A 22,227-nucleotide genomic window follows, 5' to 3' on the forward strand; every position below is an offset into this window, starting at 1 on the left:
CATGCGACTTCGCTATCTCTATTTACCTGACTACGGGCCACTCAAAGAAGTAGCTGTTGTCTTTGGTCAGAACCGGCACATTGAGAATCGCAAAGGGACCATCAACTTTGTGGTCGGGCTCAATGGCGCCGGAAAATCTAGTCTGCTGCGCGCTATCTATGACGTATTTCACTGTCTGTCCCGCGAAGAATTGCCCAAATTTCCAGTGACCATGACTTACGACATCGTAAAAGGCTCTCAATGCGTTACAACCGTCTTTCATAGGCCACAAGGCCCCCCGTCGGCATGTTTCCTGGCTCCGACGCCTGATCCCCTTAATTTTGAAACAGCAGAGGAGTGGCAGGGGTATGTGGAAAACACCTTAGTGCCGAAAGGGAATGCTGACATTCTCGACATGTATGTGGCGGGGGACCGTTTAAAGGGGAACGGCAACCTTCGTAATTTGCTGCCAAGCCGGGTGCTGGCCTATACATCCGGTGATCTTACCCCCTGGCATTCCATGATTTATCCCTGTTTTCCGATGGATGAACTCACGGACGATCCCGAAAGTTTTGTCGTTACACAAGAGCGGCCGTACGGATGGACGGAGGAACAGGAATCCGTGGACGCCCGGGTATCAGACGTGTCTAACAGACCGATGAAAAAAAAGAGCGCCGATGATACTCCGTTCAATGAACGCTGTATTCTGTTGTCACCGGGCGACATTCGTCTGGCGGCTGTCTCCGTGGGCCTCTGGAAAGCTGCGCTGGATCTTGAGGAAAACCCCGAAGATGACCAGCAAATGGCCCTGCGGCGGAGGTATTTGGAGCAGATTGAATCGAAAAAAGTACACAGGGATGAAGACGTTGCCCGGCGATTGCTTAATGAACTTGACTGGCTCTGGCCCACGCATGCCAGCTTTCTGCTTGCCGATACCAACAATGTGTCGCGTTATACAACCGATCCGGTTCGCTGCTTTTGGCTGCATGCCTTGGCTGATGCTGTTGTCCGCCATCCGCTCGATGAAAGCCTATCGGTTGTAACTTTGGGACATTGTCCCCCTGTCCGCCCTGAAAAACTGGCAGGTGACGAGGCACTAGAAGAATTGCTGAAGCTCGGCGGTGAGCCCATGAGAAATGCCCGTTGCGGAGCCGAAGCGCTACGACGTCTTTTCGCCGGTGAGCAAAGCGCCGGTGAAAGTCTCTGGAGTATTTTCCAAACGCTGGCTTCTTGGCGCGCTTTGGGTTTGCTCAAGGACGCGCAACTCACCGTGAAACGCATCCATCAAGTACCTGACATAGAAGGGCGACTTGATGACAGCGTGATCAGCTACGACAGTTTCAGCGATGGTGAGCAGATGTTGTTGGGCCGGATGGCTCTGTTGCTCCTACTGCGAGGGCAGGAAAACAGCTTGTTGCTTCTCGATGAGCCGGAGTCCCATTTTAATGATGCCTGGAAGCGCCAGATAATCGACTTGGTGGATGACAGTATCTTGAAGAACACCGCAGCCCACGTGTTGGTGTCCACGCACACGAGTCTGGCGCTGACTGACGTCTTCTCCTGTGAGATCACCCGCCTCTCAAAGGAACAGGGTGTCACGACAGCGCAACCGGTAATGTTCCCGACTTTCGGCGCTGACCCTGGCCGCATCCTACTCCATGTCTTCGGCGCTCCCGATCTCATCGGTGCCCGCGCCGCCGAGTTCCTGCGCAGTAAGCTCGATCCGGCAAAATGGCCTGCGGAAGACCGGGAGAAGCTTCGTACGCTTATAGATGAAATCGGCAGTGGCTGGCCGCGCGCCAAGCTCATGGAAATCCTCGACGAACTGGAAGGTACCGATGCTGCACCAAATCCCTGATTCCACAGAGCGCGCACGCCTGCTGGCGGTGGTCGAGATGCAGCGCCAGCTGATGGAGGCGCTTTGTAATCTCCCCGAGGCCGCCGTGGTTGACCAAACATGGCTACAAGGAGTGTGGCCTGGGTTGCCGGCCGCGTGGATAAAGAGGCTTTGGGAAAACGACAAAGGCAATCGCGCCACGTGGATCGCAACAATTGCTGCTGCCAATACTGATGACAAGCAAACCATTCGCAATATGGTAGCAGAACAGCTTCATTTTGCGGAGCTGTATCACAACCCGCCGACCGTCCGACTCACCAAACACGACTGGAAGCCGACAGTTTTTGCCGCAGTGAACCAGCTCCTTAAATCTTTTTATGATCCGTATTTTTACAAAGAGGAGGGGTTCCACAATCCTGGTGGGGAGAAGTTTCACAAAGAGCATTTTATTGCTGGGTTTACCCCACGTGTTAAAATCTGCCCTTACACCGATAACATTATCCAAGACACGAAACTCGATCACTTCATCCCGAAGGATCAGTACCCTATGTTGTCCTGCCATCCAGACAATTTGATCCCATGCAGCACCGATTCCAACAGCGGTAGTCACAAAGGTACTACAGCACCACTAGACCCTGATGAAGCCGACCAAGCCGGGGCATGGTTTCATCCCCGCTGGCGTAATGCCGTTGGGAAGTATCGGCTGACTTTTCCGGCTGGGCCAGCGCCGCAACCACAAGTCGTTTTCGAAGCTCTAGCTGCTGACGACCAGCCGCGATTGAATAATATGGAGCGAATGTTTGGACTCAGCGAGTTTTGGGGTGGGTTTCTTGATGATGAAGTGCAAATTATAGCCAGTGATGTGCAGGGCTTGCTTCAGTTTGATGGTAAACAGCCAACTGAAGCAAACGTGCGAGCTTGTGTGTTGCTATGTGCCAGTCAGCAACGTAATAAGATTGGGAAAGACGGCTTGGCAATTGTGAAGTCGTTTTTCTATGAGCACATTGCCCACACGCAGGTTCTACTCGATCAGATTATCCGTGCATGCGTACACGGCACCTAATTATGATTGGATGTAACAGTCGGGCCGAATGATAGTAAGAAAGTATAAGATGTGCAATTGTCTCACGGCACACTGGCGGCGCCCGAGACTACTCTAACAGAACATCCTTGATGAGCGCTTTTATTTTTGCAGAGTCGATGCTGCCATTCGACTCGTCTTGAGTAATGATAAGTGCTCCGTTCCGCCCGCCGCCATCCTCATAAGGCAGCACCCCATTTTCCTTATACCATATGAGCTTTTCTTTCCAACGCCGTCGGTACGTCGGAACATGCAGCATTCCACAATGCTCCCAGTAATACGTAACACCTGACGCCTCGTCCTCTATGGTGAAATCTGGATATTTTGGTGCTCCGCCAAATGCCAGAGGCTGTTCGTAACCATACTCAATCTTTGCGCTTGCCAGATGGTCTGCGATGATCACCTCCGACTTTGATCGAACCATCTCGCCACGGGAGGTGCGGTGGATCAGCCGGTCCTCATAAAAGCGACCATTAACCTCGATCGGAGACGGTGGAACAAAAAGGTTTGTGAGACGCCTGGCTGTCTCCGAACATTCGTCGGACGAAAATTTCAGTATCTCGCTGCGGGCACCCTGATGCAGTATTACTATCCGGTCCGTTTGCCGGGTCAGTGCAGTATAGAGCATCTCACGCGACAGGAGTCGGCAAGGATTTGGCAGGACCAAGATAACGGTCCCGAACTCGCTGCCTTGGGATTTATGCACCGTTAATGCATATGCCAGCTCCAATGCAGCGCTGCCTTCTTCATCAAAATCTTTCCCGAGGAAATCCCACTTAAATCCTGGTTGCGACGAAAACTCGACCTCAAGTTTATAACGAAGGTCCGGCAGTCCTTTTTTCCAGAAAAAGCCGACAGCCATGCCGATTTCACCGTTGGCGATATAAGGGTTCGATTTGTTTGGGTATACCTTCCTGTGACGGTTCCATGGCAATGACGGGTCCGTGTTGTCAAGATTGATCACCTTATCGCCATACACGATCTCTTCAGGTCCCATTGGTTTCGGGTGCTTGCGCTTGTAGCCTCTTCGTCTGGAAGCATCAATCATTTCCTGCCGGAACTGTTTATGGACCAATCGATTCAGGTTCTGCACACCGCAAGCAGCAGCACGAACTGGCGACAGAATTTGCCAGTTCTCCGCCTTCTCGGCTACGCCGCAGTTGAAAAACCACATATCATTCCATTCTTGGCCTCCGAGCTTTTTGTTGAAGCCAGCGACGTCATCAGCATTATCAAGCTTAAGCTCTTTAACGAGTGTATCCATCAGGATCTTCGTCAAATTTTCGGCTGAGTCCCACTGAACGAATCGCACATGCTTGGTATTGCCATCGGTCATCACCTTGCTGAAGATACCATCTTCGCCTGGAGCTATTGAGGATCCGCTGAACCACTCGGCAAGTTGCAGGTCCTCACGGTCTTCACCGGCCTGACGAAGGCGAACTGTGAGCTCGGCGTAACCCTGGCTGACCCGGGGAAATATGCTCGAAATGTTGCTTGGCGCCAAGTGGTTGACCAAGTCCACGAATGGTCGACCGGCACCTATTGGAGGCAGCTGGCGAGGATCGCCTATCAGGATCAGCCGATGGACGCCCTTGAGCCCTTGGATTAGCGCGGCGAGCATCTCCTCAGTCAGCATTGACGCTTCATCTACAATGACTGTACGGGCACCGGCCTCTACTGGCTTATCAGACAATCTATAGCGGGCAGTACTCCGATCATAGCGGTCTGGGGCGAGAAACTGCGCTATGGTGAAGCCAGTTAAGCCCAGATCTCGCGTTGATTGTTCCATTCGCACGCGCGCCTTACCAGTTGGAGCCAGCAGCAGAACCTCGCCTTGGGCGATCTCAGGCTGTTTGCATAGCACTGACAGTAGAGTTGTTTTACCAGTACCAGCAGGACCCACCAACACTGAAAGCCGTGATTCTGAAAGTTCCTTGAGAGCGGCTGTTTTTTCCTGGCGTGCCGCCTCCTCAAGCTCATCGCCGGGCTTTGCTGGAACGCCCTGGCTTGTCAGATGATCATCAAGAAGCACTCGCCAGTCAGCCGATGCAGCCAGGCGGTTGCCCTTGATCCGTTTGTTAATTGCAGTCCGTATCGTCGAGGATACCTCGTCTAATCGTGTGAGCTGCAATGCAGGAGCACCATTCGCCATCTTCGTCTCAGAGATTATTCCCGGGAAATCGTCTTTCGCGACCTCCAGCAAATCACCATCAACCAGACATGGCGGCGTGAGCGGCAAACTGCGAATCCCCAATACTATCTGGTCTTGTTGCAGCAGCGTGCTTCCATTGCGGGCCGCATCTTCCAGTATTTTCACCGAAAGGCCGCAGACCCGCCTCGCATCAGTGCCTGCGTCAAGAGCAGACGGCGACGGCAACGGGTGTTTTTTTCGAATCACATCCTCTGGGAAGACCCCACGATCGATGGTCCAGATCGAAATAGGATCGGCTCCCAGCCGGGTCAATTCGTACAAAAGATAGGGATTGACAAGGATTTCGCTATCAGTACTGTCGATGTCAGCGGCTTGTCGTTCTTCGCCGACATATATGGTCGTCGCCTGATCCCGGGTGAGCTCAAATCGGCTAACAAGCTTCAAAAGTGCACGGCGCTCATCTGGCAGCCGGCTCCATTTTTTGCGGAGCGTGGTGCCAATGGATTGTGCGAGGTATGGCGGAAGGTGTTTTTCAGGCGCCTGAAAGATCTGATCGACAAAAGGCCACGGGTCTTCGTTGTCACCGACCTTGTCGGCAACAGCCCGGGCGACAAAAGCCCCCAGCTCCAATCCAAAAGCAGAAAGAGCGGAGCTAAGGCCAGGGCAGGGGCCACGTAGTTTCCACAATTCGCTCAAACGCAGGTCAATCCAGTCAAGGCATTCGTCCCATGGCCCGGTCAAGCTCTCTTTTGCTTTCCGCAGAGATTCAGCGCAGGCAAGCAATGACGCAATTGCGCCGTCATGAGTAACCAGTTGTGACGCATGTGAAAACTCGAGCATCCGATCATCTGGAGCAAACGCAGCTATACTGGCAGGGTCAAAATCGGGATCTACCTCAGCCTTGGCGATGGCGGCATGATACGGCAGCAGAAAGCCATCCTGGAAATCGGGCCGAATGGTGTGCTGAACCATCAACTCCCAAAGCGCAGAACGTAACTTTCCGTCCAGATTCTTGGTGAGGTAAAGGTACTCTTGGCAGGGCGCAACGTGTTGCACACGGCCCACTCCAATTATGATCCGGTTACCTCCGGCATCATCGACAAACGGAACCTGTTTTGCGTAGAAAAAGCATAGGGATTTTTGCGGTTTAAGGTGTGCTGAAAAACAATCAAGGAGAGCTTTTTGATTGGCGTAATCTTGTACCCACTGCGTCTCAAAGCCAAGATCAGGCTCGCGTTCAGGCTGGACATCGAGTCCGTACTCATCTCCATAGGCTTGCATCTCGTCACGAAGCATCCAGGCAAATGGCACTGCGGCTGCCGTGAACGGCGGGTGCCGGAGGGGTGTGTCCTTGAAGTGGCCATGGGAGCTGTCAGGCCCATTGTTGTAAGGATGTCTTGCCGTCCGCGTATATTCGAAAGGGGCCATAAAGGCCATGCGCTCAGGGACGCAACAAGGCCATTGTTCCTCTGGAATATCTTTGATGGATTCATCATGCACCGCCTCTTCGGCTTTTTCATCCCTCTTCTGACCAATGCGCTTAAGCTTCAGGCAAGCACCGTTCAGCCCTGGATGAGAACAGACCCGTCCATCCCAGCCGGTATCATGCCAAGGAACACGAATCGAAATATGTCGCAGAGGGTAGTCCATGCTCAATACCTCTTCTTAATCACTGATTATTAACACCAGAGATTGCTGTATGCGGGATGTTAGTGACGCAAAGGCGCAGTTCACATATCGTCCTCAAAAAAATCGAAGTCGATCTTTTTAATCTCATAGGCCGACGTCACTGATACACCAATGCCGTAATCAATCATATATTCTGCGAGTTGGACACCATCGATCAAGATTATTCTGGAAGTGTATTCCTTGACGGAAGCAAGGGCATCCTTGGTAAAGCACGATGTAGTAATGAAGATGCCCTTTGACGCTTTCTTTTTCGATAGTGCTCCGGCAAACTGATCGATGTCAGGGCTGCCTACCGTTTTGTCTGTCCATCGCTTGGCCTGTATATAGATGTTGTCGAGGCCAAGTTTGTCTTCCCTGATGACTCCATCTATACCACCATCACCGGTTTTGCCCACAGCCTGGCCGGCATCCTTGAGCGATCCGCCGTAACCCATTCTGACCAGTAACTGTATTACCAGCCTCTCGAAAAACTGCGGTGTGCTTTTCTTCACCTTATCAAGAAGCTCAGAGGCGAGAGCCTTTCGGATTTGCTCGTACTGCAGCGCTATCGATTCAATAGGCGTGTCGTGAGACATCGTGGCCAGGTCAGCCTTGGGCTTTTTCTTGCCCTGGAACTCTTTAAACTCCTCGAACTGCGACAACAGTTTGTTGTCGACGCGAGCAGGCTTCTTTTCCAGAACTTGCAAGCCACGCTCTGCCACCTTGAAATAACCGCGACGCGTAGCTTCGAGTAGACCAGCCTTTTGGAGATAAGTGCGGGCCCACGAGACCCGGGAGGAAAATTTAAAAGTGCCCCCGCTCGGCAACAGCTCTTTGCGCTCATCATCTGTAAGGGCAAAATCATTGGCCAGTTGCTCGACTGCAGCGGGCAAAGAAATTTCTTCACCATTGGCCTTTGCAGCCAGCTGCAGCAGTGGGAGCATGAGCGTTTCGTAATCAGGGATCGCCATAATTGCCTCTTTGTCAGTGTTGATCAGATTTTCAGGTACTGCCTACCTCTATTGTTGTTCTTCCGATGTGAGAGTGTCGCTGAAAAGCATTGTCTGTAATGCCTGAAATATTCTATTTACCTGATCCGGTGACAGACCGGAGCGTTTTGGCTCAATGAGCAGCTCAACACCATCCTGAACGTAAATGTGACTCCAGACATCAACATCCCCTGGCTGGCGTTTTAATGGTGGGGGTAATGGTGATTCACCAACCTGGTCATCCAGTATTGATTTGATCCTTTCTAAGGACAATCCTGCCTGCTGCCATTTTTTTATCGACAGTAGCTGCTCTACATGTTTCTGCGTATAGTACGCCCCTTTTTTAACCCCTCTTGGCCTATCCACCACACCATTCTCAACGTAAAACCTGATGGTGCGTTTTGGTATGTCAACAAGAGCGCTGAGCTCGTCAAGAGTATGTCGAATATCAGGGGCCATGTATTTGCCAGTTGATGTGGTAAAAAAAGATGGTAAAATAAAATGGTGCGGGCATGAATCCTGACGGGAGGCATGCATTTCATAGGTTTAGCGGAAATGGTCATTAGATATCAAGCTTTTTGTTGTCGATGATACGGAAATCCGAACCCCGTAATCTCTTTGCTGCTCGGCCAGAAAAATGCTCTGGATACAATTTTCCTGGAGGCAATAATCATGGTCAGATACGTAGTTGTCAGCTTGCTCCTTGGCTGGGATGTTGTCAGTTACTTGCAACAAAAGCCGGAAGCGGCCCAAGAGATGATGGACAGAATTATTAGAGAGCTTGGAAAGATCAGTAAAAAAAGCTGCCGGCCAGAGATCATTGTAGTATTCGGTAAGCTATACAATGATGATGAAGATATTAGTAAAATATCGTTCAAGCAAAGTCGTACTGTTGGTTGGAATCACTACTATATTATGGGTGGAGCATCGCCTGATATTAGTCAGGCGGTTGACAGGAAGGTTGGAGATATCGTGAAGCAGGCAATCCAGGAACTCCTTAACAATATGTTTTTGTTCAAATTTGAACCATTAAGAAAACAAACACATTAGAAACTGGATTTAAAGGAGTGGTTGGTATGCTGCAGGATTGGCCTTCCATACTCTGGCCGGGTGTGCAACTCAGTGGCGAATCATGGGGAAGATTGCATGAAACCAGTAGGTATTGGGACCCTTATCAAGCAGAAGGCTCGGGAGATTGACAGCTTGGGGACTGGGGCCCCCAGCCTGGTGTGTAAGCCAGCCAGTACAAAGTAAACAGTTATTCCTCGTCAAGAAAATGCCAGAAAAGGATTGACAAAAGCGGAGCCAGGTCAGTACCTGACGCCGCTCTTTGCGGACTATGTCGCATGGCATAAGATGGGCTTAACGGATTAGATCAATCCATTCCCCGAATTCTGCATCGAACACCTGCAGTGCATTCTCATAATCCCCGCTGCTCATGCGGAGGCAAATATCGTCTGAATCTTTGCCGTGCATACGAGCCAAATGCCACGCTTCTCGCATCAGTTCAAAAACGTTACCCTGCGGACCCGAAATGTCAATAAAATCCCCAGTTATTTTAATGATTGCAATAACTTATCCGCCTGGTGAAATTTTGTTGTTGATGTTTCAAATATGGTGCCAAAGCAGGACCCCTGCCACGGTTGCTGAAGGGACACTTCTTCCAGATGCGCCGCCAGTTGGACGAGCCTGAGGTAGCCTTATGAACAGCGAAGCCTGCCTGGTAATGATCGATCTAAACTATCTGAGGGTCCGACAGTGAGATTCATTACGGCTGGAAAATTGATGGGTGCACTGAGTACAGGCAGTAGAAATGGCCATATCCTGCTCGACTGATTGGCTGGCAGTTGGCAAGAATGTCCCCTGCCGCACTCCTCAAAAAAATGATTGACACATATATTTTTCAAGTCTAACCGATATTACATCGTTCAACGCTATGGGGGTGCTCCCGAAACTACGCAGGAGAGGAGGAGGTGACAACTAATATTTGATGATTTGGAGGGACAGGCAGCTGAAACCACTTGCAATACGGACTCTTCCCTACGGCCGAATTGACCATCCGAAAGCACGGTCTTCAATTAGAGGGACGGCAGCACCAGGGGACGGCGTCTTGATTCTCAGTCGCATGAAGTCTGCTCCACATTTTGTGCATTTATATTGCGTGTGGCGGTGCCTTCATGGTAATTTTCAATTCGCCCCATTGGGCGAGAGAGCGGGGGCGCCACTTCTGCGATATGATCGTAATCGCCTGTAATTACAAAATTGCCACTAATTTTTAAGCTGGGTTTGAGCCGTGACAAACTTCTTTACACACGTGACAAACTCTTTTACTGCAACGACAATCTTATTTACAAATTAACAAGCAAAAGGAGCACGAACATGGCAAGCCTGAACAAGGTCATGCTGATAGGAAACCTGGGCAAGGACCCGGAAGTACGCTATACCCCGTCCGGGGCTGCCGTTGCCAGTTTTAACCTGGCGACCAGCGAACGCTTCAAGAACAAGAGCGGCGAATGGGAAGAACGCACCGAATGGCACCGGGTCACCCTCTGGTCGAAGCTGGCCGAGATCGCCGGCGAATACCTCACCAAGGGTAAGACCGTTTACATCGAAGGGCGCCTGCAGACCCGCAAGTGGCAGGACAACAGCGGCAATGAGCGCTACACCACCGAGATCGTCGGTGAAAAGATGCAGATGCTCTCCCCCAAGGGTGAAGGGCGCCGGGGCGGCGACGTGACCTCGGAACCGGTGCAGCATGGCGGTGGGGGATTCGAGGAACCGCCGTTCCAGGATGACGATATCCCGTTCTAACCGGTACCTATAAATTCATATGTAGACAAAGTCCCGTCAGACTCAGTTCCGGCGGGACTTTGTTGTTGTTAACCTGCGGAAATCGATTTCCTGATGCGGGATTCCCCTCCACCGTTCGATCCGAAGCGGTAACAAAAGCGGGCGGGAGCCTTTTCCCACCCTGAAGCGAAGTATTATACACAGGGGCTGGGCGCGATCTATTCACCTACCGCCAATTGCCGCAAGTTCGCGATGTCCCGCAACGGCGGCGCCCCGAATAACCGGTTGTATTCACGGCTGAACTGGGAAGGGCTCTCGTAGCCCACTTGAAATGCTGCGGTCGCCGCATCCATACGTTCTGCCAGCATTAAACGCCTGGCTTCCTGCAGGCGCAACTGCTTCTGGAATTGTAGTGGACTGAGGGCGGTCATCGAACGGAAGTGATGATGAAACGTCGCACTGCTCATGCTGGCCTGCTCAGCCAGGTCGTCGATACGCAGCGGCTGGTCGAAGTGGTTCTTCAGCCAGTCGACTGCCCGCGCGATCTGATGGCTCTGGCTCCCCACCGATGCTATCTGGCGCAGGTGCGCACCCTGGTCCCCCACAAGCAATCGATAGGTGATTTCCCTCTGGATAACCTGCGCAAGGATCGGTATATCCTTCTCTTCCGCAAGCAAGTCGATCAATCGCTGAAAGGCGTCGACCAGGGGCAACGTCATTTCGCCGAGCAACATGCCGCGGCCCGATTGCTGTGCCCGAGGTGGGGGGAGATGGCTGTCAACCATCAGCTGTGAGATCTCGCGCTGATCAAGCTTCAATACCAGTCCCAGGCAAGGTTTCTCTTCACTCGCTTCGACAATATGTACCATGGTGGGCAGATGCACGGATGCAATCAGATAGTGGTGCGCGTCATAGACATAGGCGTCATCTCCGAACAGCACACGCTTGGCCCCTTGGGCAACCAGGCAAATGCTCGGTTCGTACAGAGCGTTCTGCGGTGGGGTCGGTTTATCGTGTTGATAAAGCAACAGGCCCGGGATCGCGGATTCAAGCAAGGTGTTTTTGTCGGTCCATCGGGCAATGCTCTCCCCCAAGGCTTCGACCGCTGTTTCCATGCGGTTGCTCATAATAAACCCCTCTCTTGCTCGCTTCGTAAATAGTTTTCTGAAATAATCCCTCGAAAATACTACCAATTCCCCTTACGCATTACAAACATTTCTATGGCATCTTTTAGGATCAGGCAAGAAATTGAGAGGAATGGTCTACAGCATTCGCCCGTCCGGGAGTACTATCCGAATAGAGGGCACACCATACAGAAAAGATGATTGTAAAGAACTCACTTCTAAGGAGATTACCATGAAATTTGAATTTCAGAATCCAACCCGCTTGGTCTTTGCCGCCGGCGCACTCTCTCGCTTGGGCGAGGTGGCAAGCGCGCACGGTAAGCGCGCCCTGCTGGTAACCGGCGGCGGCAGTGTCAAGCGCAGCGGCGTCTTTGATCGTGCCGTTTCCAGCCTGAAGCTTGCCGGTGTCTCGGTGGTGGAATGCTCGGGTATCGAGCCAAATCCGCGGATCTCGTCGGTGATCCGTGGTGCCGGGATTGCCAGAAGCGAAAAGTGCGATGTGGTCATTGCCCTTGGAGGTGGCAGCACCATGGATGCCTCCAAGGTGATCGCGGCGGCTGTTCTCTATGAAGGGGACCCGTGGGACATGTTCCTCCATGGGCAGGAGAACGTGCACGTACCGGCTTCGGCCCTCCCGGTCATTACCGTGCCGACACTGGCTGCCACCGGGTCGGAGATGAACTGCGGAGCGGTCATCAGCAATGAAGATTCGAAGGTGAAGTCGTTCATAAAGGCTGACTGCCTCTACCCCAGGGTCGCCCTGGTGGACCCGGAGTTGACCCTGACGGTCCCGGCGGATCATACCGCATATGGCGTCTGCGACATTATCACCCATGTGACCGAGGGGTACTTCAACGGCGTCGAGGGCACGCCTTTGCAGGACCGCTTTGCCGAGGGGGTCATCCTCACCGCCATGGAGTGGGGTAAAAAAGCGGTGGCCGATGGCAGTGATATCGAGGCCCGCGCCCAGGTCCAATGGGCATCGGTCGTGGCCCTCAACGGCTGGGTGCAGATCGGCACCGATGCGGCCTACCCGGTGCACATGATCGAGCATACGCTGTCTGCCCTCCACGATATCGCCCATGGGGCGGGGCTGGCCGTGGTCAACCCGGCCTGGATGCGCTTTGCCGCCAAAGCCCGTCCCGCCCGCTTTGCGCAGTTTGCCCAGCGCATCTTCGGGGTGCCGGCCAGGCCGGGTGATGAGCTCGGCTGCGCCATTGAAGGCATTGAGCGCTTTGAGGCGTTCCTCGCCTCCATCGGCTGCCCGTTGCGGCTGTCGCAGTTGGGCATCGACGCTGCCCTGCTTCAGCAGTACGCCGAGGATACGCTGCACATCGTACACGATGATCAGGGGCGTCTCCCCGGTTGTCCGCCCATGGGCGAATCGGACATCGTTGACGTCCTGCGTTCGGCACTGTAACGGTTCCAGGCCTGCGCCAGTCAGGTACCGCAAGGTGTGCTCAGCCGGAGTCGAGTTCACCTGCGGTGCTCTGCGAGGGATTGCAAAAAAACGGTTACTGGCTACCATAAACAAGGAGTTATTCGTTATGAACATATCTTTTGAGAACAAAGTTGCTCTCGTTACCGGAGCCGCCTCCGGTCTGGGCCTTGCGACAGCAAAGGCATTTGCGGAGGCCGGCGCTTCCGTGGTGATGGCGGATTGGAATGAGCAAGCGGTACATTCCGCAGCCGGGGAGTTGGCTGCCCAAGGTCACAAGACACTCGCCGTCCAGTGCGACGTCTCCGATGACGCTCAGGTGGAAGCAATGGTTGAACAGGCTGTCGCCACGTTCGGACGGCTGGATGCGGCCTATAATAATGCAGGGGTCCAGAATGTGCTCGCGGAAGCCGCTGATCAGACCCGCGAAGATTTTGACCGGGTGACGGGCATCAATCTCCGCGGGATCTGGAGTTGCATGAAGTTCGAACTGCGCCAGATGCGCAAGCAGGGAAGTGGCGCCATCGTCAACTGCTCGTCCCTTGGTGGACTTGTGGGCGGTGCCGGGCGTGGGATATACCATGCCGCCAAGCACGGCGTGCTTGGGCTCACGAAAAGCGCCGCCCTGGAATATGCAGATAAAGGCATTCGCATCAATGCGGTCTGTCCGGGGCTGATCTGGACGCCGATGGCCGATCAGATGGTGGCCTCCGGCCAAGCCGAAGCACTCGACGGAATGCTGAAGTGTATCCCTATGGGCCGGCATGGACAAGCTGACGAGGTGGCTGACGTTGTTCTGTTTCTTTGCAGTGGGGCTGCAAGCTATGTGACTGGCCAGTCAATGTCGGTGGACGGCGGATTCATCATGCGCTGAGGAGGGAAGATCATATGCAAACGATGGCAGAAAATGGCAGGCAACAAGTGCCACAGGTCGGCAGCGATCAAATCAACAAAAATAGAGCAGTAAACTTCAACCGTAGGTCGTTCCCATTTTTTTGTGCATGGTTGCTTGTACTGTTTTTGTGCGGGTATACTTTTGCCCAAGAGAAAATACCCGTTGTGCGGCTGGCAAGACTCAAAATCGATGCCGCTAAGTTGGAAAGCTATAAAGCAGCACTCAAAGAGGAAATCGAAACTTCTGTACGCGTCGAGCCAGGGGTTTTGAGCCTATATGCCGTGTCTGAAAAGGATAATCCTTCTCACGTCACGATTTTTGAAATATACGCCGATGCAGAAGCGTACAAGGCTCATCTGGAAACTCCTCATTTTAAGAAATATAAACGCAGTACAAAGGAAATGGTTACGTTCCTTGAACTTATGGATGCAACCCCCATTCTACTCGGGATGAATACAAAATGATTGCTTGGAATCCGCCATCCCTATTTCCCCGTTGCTCTGAAAGCCACGAGAGAAGAGTTGGTGGAAAAACTGCCAGTAGAGAGTTTCAAAAAATGTTTTTCCTTTAAAAGAAAGGATTCTAAAAAAACTATGCAAAAACGAAAACTTGGCAATGATGGGCTCGCGGTGTCTGCTCTCGGGCTCGGTTGCATGGGCATGAGTTTTTCCTATGCACCTATACCTGAGAAACGGGAGATGATCTCTCTGATCCGTTCGGCAGTAGAAAATGGAGTAACTTTTTTCGATACCGCCGAAGTCTATGGCCCGTACACTAACGAAGAGCTCGTCGGTGAAGCGCTCCATCCCTTCCGCGGGCAGGTTATCATAGCCACCAAGTTCGGCTACCAACTCAACCCCGATGGAAGCCCAGGCTGGGTTCGCCAGAATAGCCGGCCTGAACACATCAAGAAGGCTCTCGAAGGTTCTCTCAAGCGCCTCAGGGTCGATGCCATCGAGCTCTTCTATCAGCACCGCGTAGACCCAGAGGTCCCCATTGAAGACGTGGCGGGAGCTGTGAAGGACCTTATTCAAGAGGGTAAGGTCAAACACTTCGGGCTTTCTGAAGTAGCGGCAAAAACCATCCGCCGTGCACACGCAGTTCAGCCGGTCACCGCTGTGCAAAGCGAATACTCGCTTTGGTACCGTGATTCTGAGAAGGAGGTGCTACCAACCCTTGAACAACTTGGAATAGGCCTCGTTCCATTTAGCCCTTTGGGAAAGGGATTCCTGACTGGTAAAATTGACGTAACTACAACGTTCGATGGCTCCGATTTTCGCAACACTATCCCACGATTTGCCCCTGAGGCTCGGAAAGCGAACCAGGCTATGGTGGACCTGCTTACGGAAATCGCAGGGCGAAAGAGGGCGACGCCTGCCCAAGTTGCGCTTGCTTGGCTACTGGCCCAAAGCCCCTGGATTGTTCCAATCCCTGGTACGACAAAGTTGAATCGTCTCAAGGAAAACATCGGAGCGGCCGACATCGAACTGACTAAGGATGATCTTCAAGAAATCGAAAACGCTTCCTCAAAGATCACGATTCATGGAGCTCGGTATCCCGAACACATTGAGCGGTTGACAGATCACTCATAACGCGTTGTTGAACGCATGATCGAACAAAAATTAAGAAAATGAGGCTGATATTAAAAGCATTATGATGCAGTCAAGGGAGATAAGAATGAAGACCACAACACTGCTCTTTTTGCCGTTTTCACTTCTCATCGCGGTAGGCTCTTTTGCGGGCCGGGCAGCGGCCGCCGAAGCAGGCAAGCCGTCGCAGAGCATATCTCCGGCCGGTTCCCAGGCTTCCGTCAAAGGGCCTGCCGCATATTTTACCGGTCAGGTCCGTGTTGACCCCCTCTTCCCGGCACATGATGCGGCACCCTATTCCGGTGGACAGGTCACCTTCGAGCCGGGGGCCAGGTCCGCATGGCATATCCACCCGACAGGGCAGCATCTGCTCGTTACCGCCGGTGTCGGCCGGACCCAGGAATGGGGCGGACCGATCGTTGAAATCAAGGCGGGAGACGTGATCTGGTGTCCGCCAGGGGTAAAGCACTGGCACGGGGCCGCACCCACTACCGCAATGACCCATATCGCCATCACGGGCACCGTCAACGGCAAGAACGTCGAATGGCTGGAAAAGGTCACCGACGAGCAATACAACGGCAAACAGGGACATACCCATGAATAGAAAAATCAACGTATTTCCGGCAATCATGCTTGCCGCGTTGTGCTGTTTTTCCACTATTTCGGAGGCGCAAAACATGGACAATAATCTGGTACTGAACGCCAAACAGCAAGGTATCGTCACCATTGCGGCCTTTACCGCCAACGGTGATATGGAGCGGCTGAAGCCGGCATTGCATGAAGGTCTGGATGCCGGCTTGACCGTGAATGAAATCAAGGAGATCCTGGTGCAACTGTATGCCTATACGGGGTTCCCGCGCAGCTTGAATGCGATCAACGCCTTCATGGGCGTTATGGAAGAGCGGGGCAGGAAGGGGATCAGGGACAAAGCCGGCGAGGAGGCAAGCCCCTTTCCCGCCACTAAAAGCAGTATGGAGCTTGGCACGGAAATCCAGACACGCCTGGTAGGAAAGCCGGTCACCGGGGCGATATATACCTTTGCTCCCGCCATCGACCGGTTTTTGAAAGGACACCTGTTCGGAGATATCTTTGGGCGCGACAATCTGGACTTCCAGAGCAGGGAGCTTGCCACTATTTCGGCCCTTGCCAACATGAAAGGCGTCGATCCCCAGCTGCAGGCCCATTTTGTCGTCGGGTTCAACACTGGGCTCACTGAGGCTCAGATGAGGAGCCTGATAACCGTTTTCAAGGTCAGGGTCGGTGAGAAAGAAGCCGAAAATGCCAATGACCTTTTGGGGAAGGCTCTCAGCAGCAGGGCAAAAGAGCGTTCACTGAAATGAATCATGAAGATATGGCCTCCTCCCTGGAAACTGGTCCAGATTCTGGGGGAGGTCCAGTGGGAACGAAACCCCTTCAGATGCGATTCTGAGGGGGTTTTTGTTCATATATGACCTGGTCGGCACGGCTCTCCCGAATAGGGGGGCCATGTCCGAAAATGGCGAGCACAGGTGCGCCGCACTATGGTATATTTCTTTTATCGAGAAGGACGTTCGATGGAAGAGGTGCCGTATGCTGCTGGATGCAACAGCCTGTTATACCGCCTTGCGGGCGCGGGATTCCCGCTTCGACGGATGTTTCTTCGTCGGTGTATCCTCCACCGGCATCTATTGCCGCCCGGTCTGCCGGGCCAGGACGCCGAAGGAGGAAAACTGCTCTTTCTATGCCAGTGCCGCGGCGGCAGAGGCGGCAGGCTTCCGCCCCTGCCGGCGGTGTCGGCCCGAATTGGCGCCGGGTTTGGCCCGGGTGGATGCCGAAACGCGGCTGGCCCGGCTGGCGGCACAACGGATGGAGTCGGATGGCCTGTCCGACACGACCATCGCCGAGATGGCGGATTCTCTGGGGGCAACCGACCGCCATTTGCGGCGTGTCTTTGCCGGCGAATACGGGGTCTCCCCCGTTGCCTGGCTGCAAACCCAGCGCCTCCTGGCCGCTCGGCGGCTGTTGACCGAAACCGCGATGCCCATCATGCAGGTGGCCATGAATACGGGCTTTGGCAGCGTCAGGCGACTGAACGCTCTTTTTCGCACGCGGTATGGCTCCACCCCGACGGATTTGCGGAAACGGGGAGGGGCCTGCCATGATCCGGCAGCCCCCATTACCCTGTTGCTCGGGTATCGCCCGCCCTTTGCCTGGGAAACCCTTTTGAAATTTTTGGGAGAGCGGGCCATCCCGGGCGTCGAGTCCGTGGATGCTTCCCGGTACCGGCGCACCGTGGCCATTACCTACAAAGGTGTAGCCCACCGGGGGTGGATAGCCGTCTCACATCGCCCGGAGCGGCATGTGGTGGCGGTAACCCTCTCTTCATCCCTCTTCCCGGTTATCAACCAGGTGTTGGCGCGGGTACGGTTTCTCTTTGACCTGAATTGCACGCCGGAAGATATTGCGGAAAAATTGGCAACCATGGAGATCGGGGGCGCGAGGGTGTTCGAGCCCGGGCTCCGGTTGCCCGGCTGTTTCGATCCCTTTGAAATGGCGACGCGGGCCATCTTGGGCCAGCAGATCACGGTGCGGGCTGCCCGGACCCTTGCCATGCGTATTGCGGTACACTTGGGCGACCGGGTGCAAACACCGTTCAAGGAATTGACCCTAACGTTTCCGACCGTCGAGCGCATATGCTCTTTGGAATGCCCCATCGAGGATCTGTTGGGGCCGCTGGGGGTTATCGGCACGCGCGCCCGGTCCATCGGGGCGTTGGCCGAGGCGATGCGGCAGGGAGTAATCCGCTTGGAACCGGGCGCGGAGCCGGCGCGTGAAATGGCGCATATGGCCGCTCTGCCCGGATTCGGTCCCTGGACCGTGCACTACCTGGCGATGCGGGCCTTGGGGTGGCCGGACGCGTTTCCCCATATGGATTACGGCGTAAAAAAGGCCCTCATGGGCCTGACCTCCAAGGAGATACTGGCTCTGGCCCAAGGGTGGTCGCCTTGGCGCTCCTATGCCACCCTGAGCCTGTGGAGTCACCTTGCTTGAAACGATAGGGGAGAAAAAGCTATGAAACGGTATTGCACCATCCTGACGCCTCTGGGAGAAATGATCGCAGCGGTAGAGCAGGAACACCTCTGCGGACTCTGGTTTGTCGGTCAGAAATATGCCCCGGAACATTTCCGTGAGTGGCTGCCAGACCCGGATCATCAGATTTTCACGGCGCTGCGGGGGCAACTGGATGCCTATTTTGCCGGTCAACTGCGCCGGTTCGATCTGCCGATCGCCCCCCGGGGAACGCCGTTTCAAATGGCGGCATGGGCGCTGTTGCGCACCATCCCCCCGGGGACGGTCACCACATATGGCGCCCTGGCCCGGCAACTGGCCCCAGAGCGCGAAGGGCGCATGACCTCTGCCCGGGCGGTGGGCGGTGCCGTGGGGCACAATCCGATCAGCATCGTCATCCCCTGCCACCGCGTCGTGGGGGCGAATGGCTCCCTGACCGGTTATGCCGGCGGCCTGGATCGCAAGGTCGCTCTGCTGACCTTGGAGAACGTTGCAAACTTGAAGATTTCAATCTAAAATAAGACGCATTGGTTATCATAGGACCGTTTGGCGGCTTGTTTATCCTTTTTCGGTTGATTCCATGAGGCACACGCATTAAAGATCTCGCCCTGTTAGTCCCATACCTTGGAGCGCTCTGCCGCCGCTATGCCGGCGGGGCTCTCTTTCTCTTGCTGACCAACGGCTTTGCCCTGCTGATCCCCTGGTTCATGAAGCTGGCCGTGGAGGGATTGCAGCATCCGGCCGCCGTACGCCTCTCCCCTGCCGCCTGCGCCGCGGTGATCGTTGCTTTGGCTTTGGCGCACTGCATCACCCGCATCTTTTCCCGTACCCTGATCCTCAACGCGGCCCGCATCATTGAGTTCCGTATCCGTGACGATCTTTTTCGTCGCCTGATGCTTCTCGATCTGCAGTATTTTTCCAGCAGCAGGACCGGCGACATCCTGTCACGATTCTCCAACGACCTGACCAACGTCCGCATGCTGACCGGATTCGGGGCCATGAGCGCCGTAAATACCGTAATCCTTTATCTGGCGGCGGTGACGCTGATGGTGCGCATCCAACCCTGGCTGACCCTGTGGGCCATACTTCCTTTTCCCCTGATGGTGCTGGTGGTCAAGCGGATCAGCCAGAGTATGTTCCTGCGCTCCCTTGCGGCCCAGGAGGAACTGGCCCGCCTGTCGAGCATGGCCGAGGAGTCCGTCTCGGCGGTACGTCTGATCAAGTCCTACTGCCGCGAAGATCATTTTCTGGGCCTTTTTGAAGCCATGTCCGGCAGCTATCTGCACCACAACCTGCGCCTGGCCCGGCTGCGCGGACTCGTCTTGCCGGTAATGGCTGCCGCCACCGGGGCCGGCACGCTGGTGGTGGTCTTTCTGGGGGGACGCCTGGTCATTGCCGGGGCCATGACCTTGGGGGATTTTGTCGCCTTCAGCGGCTATCTGACCATGTTGGTTTGGCCGACGGCGGTGCTGGGGTGGATATTGACCCTGGCCCAGCGCGGCGCGGCTTCAATGGCGCGTCTGGCCGTGATTCTGACGGCCGAACCGTCGGTTGGGGATGCGGCCGACGCGGAACCCCTTGAGGAGGTGCGGCAGGGGATCGAGTTTCGCGAGCTGACCTTCGGCTACGGGAATGAGGCCGTGCTGGAGCGGATTTCCCTCCATATTGCGTCGGGTGAAAAGGTGGGGATCACCGGGGAGGTCGGCAGCGGCAAGTCCACGCTTCTCAGACTGCTGCTGCGGCTCTTGCCGGTGGGTGACGGGATGCTGTTTCTGGACGGCCGGGATATCAACCGTATTGCCCTGAACAGCCTGCGTCGCCTGATCGGATATGTGCCCCAGGAAGCCTTTCTCTTCTCCCGCAACATCCGGGAGAATATCGCCTATGGCCTGGCGGCGGGAGCCGAGGGGGCCATTATCGCCGATGCGGCACGGCAGGCCGGGTTTCTGGAGGATGTGGGCAACTTTCACGATGGACTGGACACCATGGTGGGGGAAAAGGGGGTGATGCTGTCGGGCGGGCAGAAACAACGGCTGTCCATCGCCCGGGCGCTGGCGACGGACCCGCGCATCCTGGTGCTGGACGACCCGCTTTCGGCCGTTGATGCCGGTCACGAGGAAGAGATCCTGGCGCAACTGGGGGTGTTCTACCGTAACAGGACCGTGTTGATCGTTTCGCACCGCCTGTCGGCTTTTCGCGACTGCGACCGGGTCGTTGTGCTGAAAAACGGCGGGATCGCCGAACAGGGAAGGCCTGCCGACCTGTTGGCGCAGGGTGGGCTGTATGCGCAGATGTATCGCAGCCAGCGTTTGCAGGAGGAACTGTTATAGTCTCGCGCCCCGGCTGACCGCTGCGGGGGAGGCTTACGGGCTTAAAACGGGTAGCCCAAGCCGACGAATATGGCCGGACCATCCCGGCCGATCCCCATATCGACCCGACCGATGATGTTCGGCCGGACAATGGCGCGGAAGCCGATGCCGGGGTTGAACTCGAAATTGCTGGCGCGGGCCTTGTCAAATGCCTCCATCACCGCCCCCAGATCGACGAAGGGGGCGACCTCCCAATCTGCGGTTACGTTGAATATCTCCCAGCGGAAAAGCCTGATTCGTTCCTCAAGGTTGCAGAGCAGGAAGCTGTTGTCGATGAAACGGTTTCGGCCATACCCCCGCAGGGTGGTCTCCCCCCCCAGGATACTCTGTTCCAGGAAAGGGACGTCTTTCCCCAGGGTTTGATTGTACATAAGGCGAAAGACGCTGACGTAGCGGGCGTCATCCAGGGGGAAGAAACCCTTGGCTTCTGCCTCGTAATGGCGGAAGTCGGCTGCTCCGCCGAGGGCCTTGAACGTAGGCTCAAAGGTTACCTTGGCAAAACCTCCGAAGGTTGGGGTGGTGGCGGAGTCCAGCGTACTGTAGACCAGGGAGATGCGTTGGGAGTGGGTGGCAAATCCGTTTATCCCCGGCACGTGCCTATTGCTGAACTGGTCTTTGATATAGGGGATCCCCTTGACCGCCCCCGGTTCGATACTGACATCACGGTACCGTTCCCCCAGGACCACCTGGAAGTGGCGGCCGATGTCATAGCCTACGGACAGGTTGAAACCGATTTCCGCATCGGTGTAATTGGTTTCCCGTTGTTTGCGACTCTTGGCTTCAAAACCGAAGAAACGGGCGGAGCCGTCGTTGAAGAGATAGGTCGCAAGGTTCAATTCCAGTTGCTTGTCAAAAAAGGTCTTATCGTGGAGTTTGATCTCGTAATCGTTGTTGATGATGGTGGATTGGGAGAGGTCGATCTCGGCGTTCCGGTCGGGAGTGGGATAAAATGCGCCGTACAGGGACGTGGTGACGCCGAAATTCGTGTTATGGTTCACCTGGGGTGCCAAGAGGGCGTTGATCTCGTCATTTTTGTTGTGAAACAGGAATGCGGTCAATGCGCCGGCGGTTATCCCCTCGTTGGGGCTGGAGGCAATTACCGGCAGCGGTATGGCGACCACCTTGACCGGGGTGTTACTGGTATAGGAGGCAAATATGCCGGGGACCTTTTCCCGCGGGATGTAGCTCGTACAACCGCCGAGCAGCATTGCAAGGAACAGGAAAAATGTAAACGGAATCAGGCTCCTGCCTGGTATGTGGCACAATTT

The 22,227-nt window shown here is 54.7% G+C and carries 18 protein-coding genes; 13 read left to right on the top strand and 5 right to left on the bottom strand.

What is annotated here, in order from left to right:
• Position 1 precedes the first annotated feature (1 nt).
• On the top strand, positions 2 to 1,837 hold the full coding sequence (locus ET418_RS13785) for an AAA family ATPase (RefSeq protein ID WP_149308467.1): 1,836 nt from the start codon (positions 2 to 4) through the stop codon (positions 1,835 to 1,837).
• Complete coding sequence (locus ET418_RS13790; protein WP_149308469.1) at positions 1,818 to 2,879, top strand: hypothetical protein; 1,062 nt, start codon at positions 1,818 to 1,820, stop codon at positions 2,877 to 2,879. The genes ET418_RS13785 and ET418_RS13790 overlap by 20 nt, the downstream gene beginning before the upstream one ends.
• Positions 2,880 to 2,967: 88 nt before the next feature.
• On the opposite strand, the gene ET418_RS13795 is transcribed toward ET418_RS13790, so the two are convergent.
• The 3 genes from ET418_RS13795 to ET418_RS13805 all read right to left on the bottom strand — a co-directional run bounded on the left by ET418_RS13795 (position 2,968) and on the right by ET418_RS13805 (position 8,165).
• A complete protein-coding gene (locus tag ET418_RS13795; RefSeq protein ID WP_149308471.1) occupies positions 2,968 to 6,699 on the bottom strand; it encodes an AAA family ATPase in 3,732 nt (1,243 codons plus the stop codon).
• Positions 6,700 to 6,779: 80 nt separating this feature from the next.
• A complete protein-coding gene (locus tag ET418_RS13800; protein WP_188055568.1) occupies positions 6,780 to 7,688 on the bottom strand; it encodes a restriction endonuclease in 909 nt (302 codons plus the stop codon).
• A 48-nt stretch (positions 7,689 to 7,736) separates the two neighbouring features.
• Positions 7,737 to 8,165, bottom strand: coding sequence for a helix-turn-helix domain-containing protein (locus ET418_RS13805; RefSeq protein WP_149308473.1), 429 nt, complete (start codon positions 8,163 to 8,165; stop codon positions 7,737 to 7,739).
• Between the two features lie 213 nt (positions 8,166 to 8,378).
• Between ET418_RS13805 and ET418_RS13810 the strand changes: the two genes are divergently transcribed.
• Together ET418_RS13810 and ET418_RS13815 are read left to right on the top strand one after the other, a co-directional pair.
• Entirely contained in the window at positions 8,379 to 8,756 is a 378-nt protein-coding gene (locus tag ET418_RS13810; RefSeq protein ID WP_149308475.1) for a hypothetical protein, read from the top strand.
• 1,329 nt (positions 8,757 to 10,085) lie between these two features.
• Entirely contained in the window at positions 10,086 to 10,517 is a 432-nt protein-coding gene (locus tag ET418_RS13815; RefSeq protein WP_149308477.1) for a single-stranded DNA-binding protein, read from the top strand.
• A 197-nt stretch (positions 10,518 to 10,714) separates the two neighbouring features.
• On the opposite strand, the gene ET418_RS13820 is transcribed toward ET418_RS13815, so the two are convergent.
• Entirely contained in the window at positions 10,715 to 11,623 is a 909-nt protein-coding gene (locus ET418_RS13820; RefSeq protein WP_246153085.1) for an AraC family transcriptional regulator, read from the bottom strand.
• Between the two features lie 229 nt (positions 11,624 to 11,852).
• Here ET418_RS13820 and ET418_RS13825 point away from each other — a divergent pair, with 229 nt between their 5' ends.
• From ET418_RS13825 to ET418_RS13865, 9 genes are all read left to right on the top strand, one after another.
• Positions 11,853 to 13,040: an iron-containing alcohol dehydrogenase gene (locus ET418_RS13825; protein WP_149308479.1), complete on the top strand. Its 1,188-nt coding sequence runs from the start codon at positions 11,853 to 11,855 to the stop codon at positions 13,038 to 13,040.
• A gap of 127 nt (positions 13,041 to 13,167) precedes the next feature.
• On the top strand, positions 13,168 to 13,932 hold the full coding sequence (locus tag ET418_RS13830) for an SDR family NAD(P)-dependent oxidoreductase (protein ID WP_149308481.1): 765 nt from the start codon (positions 13,168 to 13,170) through the stop codon (positions 13,930 to 13,932).
• Between the two features lie 14 nt (positions 13,933 to 13,946).
• A complete protein-coding gene (locus tag ET418_RS13835) occupies positions 13,947 to 14,417 on the top strand; it encodes a putative quinol monooxygenase (protein WP_218043397.1) in 471 nt (156 codons plus the stop codon).
• Positions 14,418 to 14,546: 129 nt separating this feature from the next.
• Positions 14,547 to 15,545, top strand: a complete 999-nt coding sequence (locus ET418_RS13840; protein ID WP_149308549.1) for an aldo/keto reductase — start codon at positions 14,547 to 14,549, stop codon at positions 15,543 to 15,545.
• Positions 15,546 to 15,630: 85 nt separating this feature from the next.
• Positions 15,631 to 16,146, top strand: a complete 516-nt coding sequence (locus ET418_RS13845; protein ID WP_218043398.1) for a (R)-mandelonitrile lyase — start codon at positions 15,631 to 15,633, stop codon at positions 16,144 to 16,146.
• A gap of 73 nt (positions 16,147 to 16,219) precedes the next feature.
• Complete coding sequence (locus ET418_RS13850) at positions 16,220 to 16,882, top strand: carboxymuconolactone decarboxylase family protein (RefSeq protein ID WP_246153087.1); 663 nt, start codon at positions 16,220 to 16,222, stop codon at positions 16,880 to 16,882.
• Positions 16,883 to 17,111: 229 nt separating this feature from the next.
• Positions 17,112 to 18,572, top strand: coding sequence for an AlkA N-terminal domain-containing protein (locus ET418_RS13855; protein ID WP_149308487.1), 1,461 nt, complete (start codon positions 17,112 to 17,114; stop codon positions 18,570 to 18,572).
• A 21-nt stretch (positions 18,573 to 18,593) separates the two neighbouring features.
• Positions 18,594 to 19,106: a methylated-DNA--[protein]-cysteine S-methyltransferase gene (locus ET418_RS13860; RefSeq protein ID WP_149308489.1), complete on the top strand. Its 513-nt coding sequence runs from the start codon at positions 18,594 to 18,596 to the stop codon at positions 19,104 to 19,106.
• Positions 19,107 to 19,258: 152 nt separating this feature from the next.
• Positions 19,259 to 20,920, top strand: coding sequence for an ABC transporter ATP-binding protein (locus ET418_RS13865; RefSeq protein ID WP_246153088.1), 1,662 nt, complete (start codon positions 19,259 to 19,261; stop codon positions 20,918 to 20,920).
• A gap of 41 nt (positions 20,921 to 20,961) precedes the next feature.
• Here ET418_RS13865 and ET418_RS13870 read toward each other — a convergent pair whose 3' ends face one another.
• Positions 20,962 to 22,167, bottom strand: a complete 1,206-nt coding sequence (locus tag ET418_RS13870) for a BamA/TamA family outer membrane protein (RefSeq protein ID WP_246153090.1) — start codon at positions 22,165 to 22,167, stop codon at positions 20,962 to 20,964.
• Positions 22,168 to 22,227: the final 60 nt, after the last annotated feature.

Source organism: Oryzomonas rubra (assembly GCF_008369015.1).
In the GTDB taxonomy this organism is placed as follows: domain Bacteria; phylum Desulfobacterota; class Desulfuromonadia; order Geobacterales; family Pseudopelobacteraceae; genus Oryzomonas; species Oryzomonas japonica.

Excerpts from the sequence above, each read along its gene's own strand:
- ET418_RS13785 (WP_149308467.1), top strand. The coding sequence starts at position 2 with ATGCGACTTCGCTATCTCTATTTACCTGACTACGGGCCACTCAAAGAA.
- ET418_RS13790 (WP_149308469.1), top strand. The coding sequence starts at position 1,818 with ATGCTGCACCAAATCCCTGATTCCACAGAGCGCGCACGCCTGCTGGCG.
- ET418_RS13795 (WP_149308471.1), bottom strand. The coding sequence starts at position 6,699 with ATGGACTACCCTCTGCGACATATTTCGATTCGTGTTCCTTGGCATGAT.
- ET418_RS13800 (WP_188055568.1), bottom strand. The coding sequence starts at position 7,688 with ATGGCGATCCCTGATTACGAAACGCTCATGCTCCCACTGCTGCAGCTG.
- ET418_RS13805 (WP_149308473.1), bottom strand. The coding sequence starts at position 8,165 with ATGGCCCCTGATATTCGACATACTCTTGACGAGCTCAGCGCTCTTGTT.
- ET418_RS13810 (WP_149308475.1), top strand. The coding sequence starts at position 8,379 with ATGGTCAGATACGTAGTTGTCAGCTTGCTCCTTGGCTGGGATGTTGTC.
- ET418_RS13815 (WP_149308477.1), top strand. The coding sequence starts at position 10,086 with ATGGCAAGCCTGAACAAGGTCATGCTGATAGGAAACCTGGGCAAGGAC.
- ET418_RS13820 (WP_246153085.1), bottom strand. The coding sequence starts at position 11,623 with ATGAGCAACCGCATGGAAACAGCGGTCGAAGCCTTGGGGGAGAGCATT.
- ET418_RS13825 (WP_149308479.1), top strand. The coding sequence starts at position 11,853 with ATGAAATTTGAATTTCAGAATCCAACCCGCTTGGTCTTTGCCGCCGGC.
- ET418_RS13830 (WP_149308481.1), top strand. The coding sequence starts at position 13,168 with ATGAACATATCTTTTGAGAACAAAGTTGCTCTCGTTACCGGAGCCGCC.
- ET418_RS13835 (WP_218043397.1), top strand. The coding sequence starts at position 13,947 with ATGCAAACGATGGCAGAAAATGGCAGGCAACAAGTGCCACAGGTCGGC.
- ET418_RS13840 (WP_149308549.1), top strand. The coding sequence starts at position 14,547 with ATGCAAAAACGAAAACTTGGCAATGATGGGCTCGCGGTGTCTGCTCTC.
- ET418_RS13845 (WP_218043398.1), top strand. The coding sequence starts at position 15,631 with ATGAAGACCACAACACTGCTCTTTTTGCCGTTTTCACTTCTCATCGCG.
- ET418_RS13850 (WP_246153087.1), top strand. The coding sequence starts at position 16,220 with ATGGACAATAATCTGGTACTGAACGCCAAACAGCAAGGTATCGTCACC.
- ET418_RS13855 (WP_149308487.1), top strand. The coding sequence starts at position 17,112 with ATGCTGCTGGATGCAACAGCCTGTTATACCGCCTTGCGGGCGCGGGAT.
- ET418_RS13860 (WP_149308489.1), top strand. The coding sequence starts at position 18,594 with ATGAAACGGTATTGCACCATCCTGACGCCTCTGGGAGAAATGATCGCA.
- ET418_RS13870 (WP_246153090.1), bottom strand. The coding sequence starts at position 22,167 with ATGCTGCTCGGCGGTTGTACGAGCTACATCCCGCGGGAAAAGGTCCCC.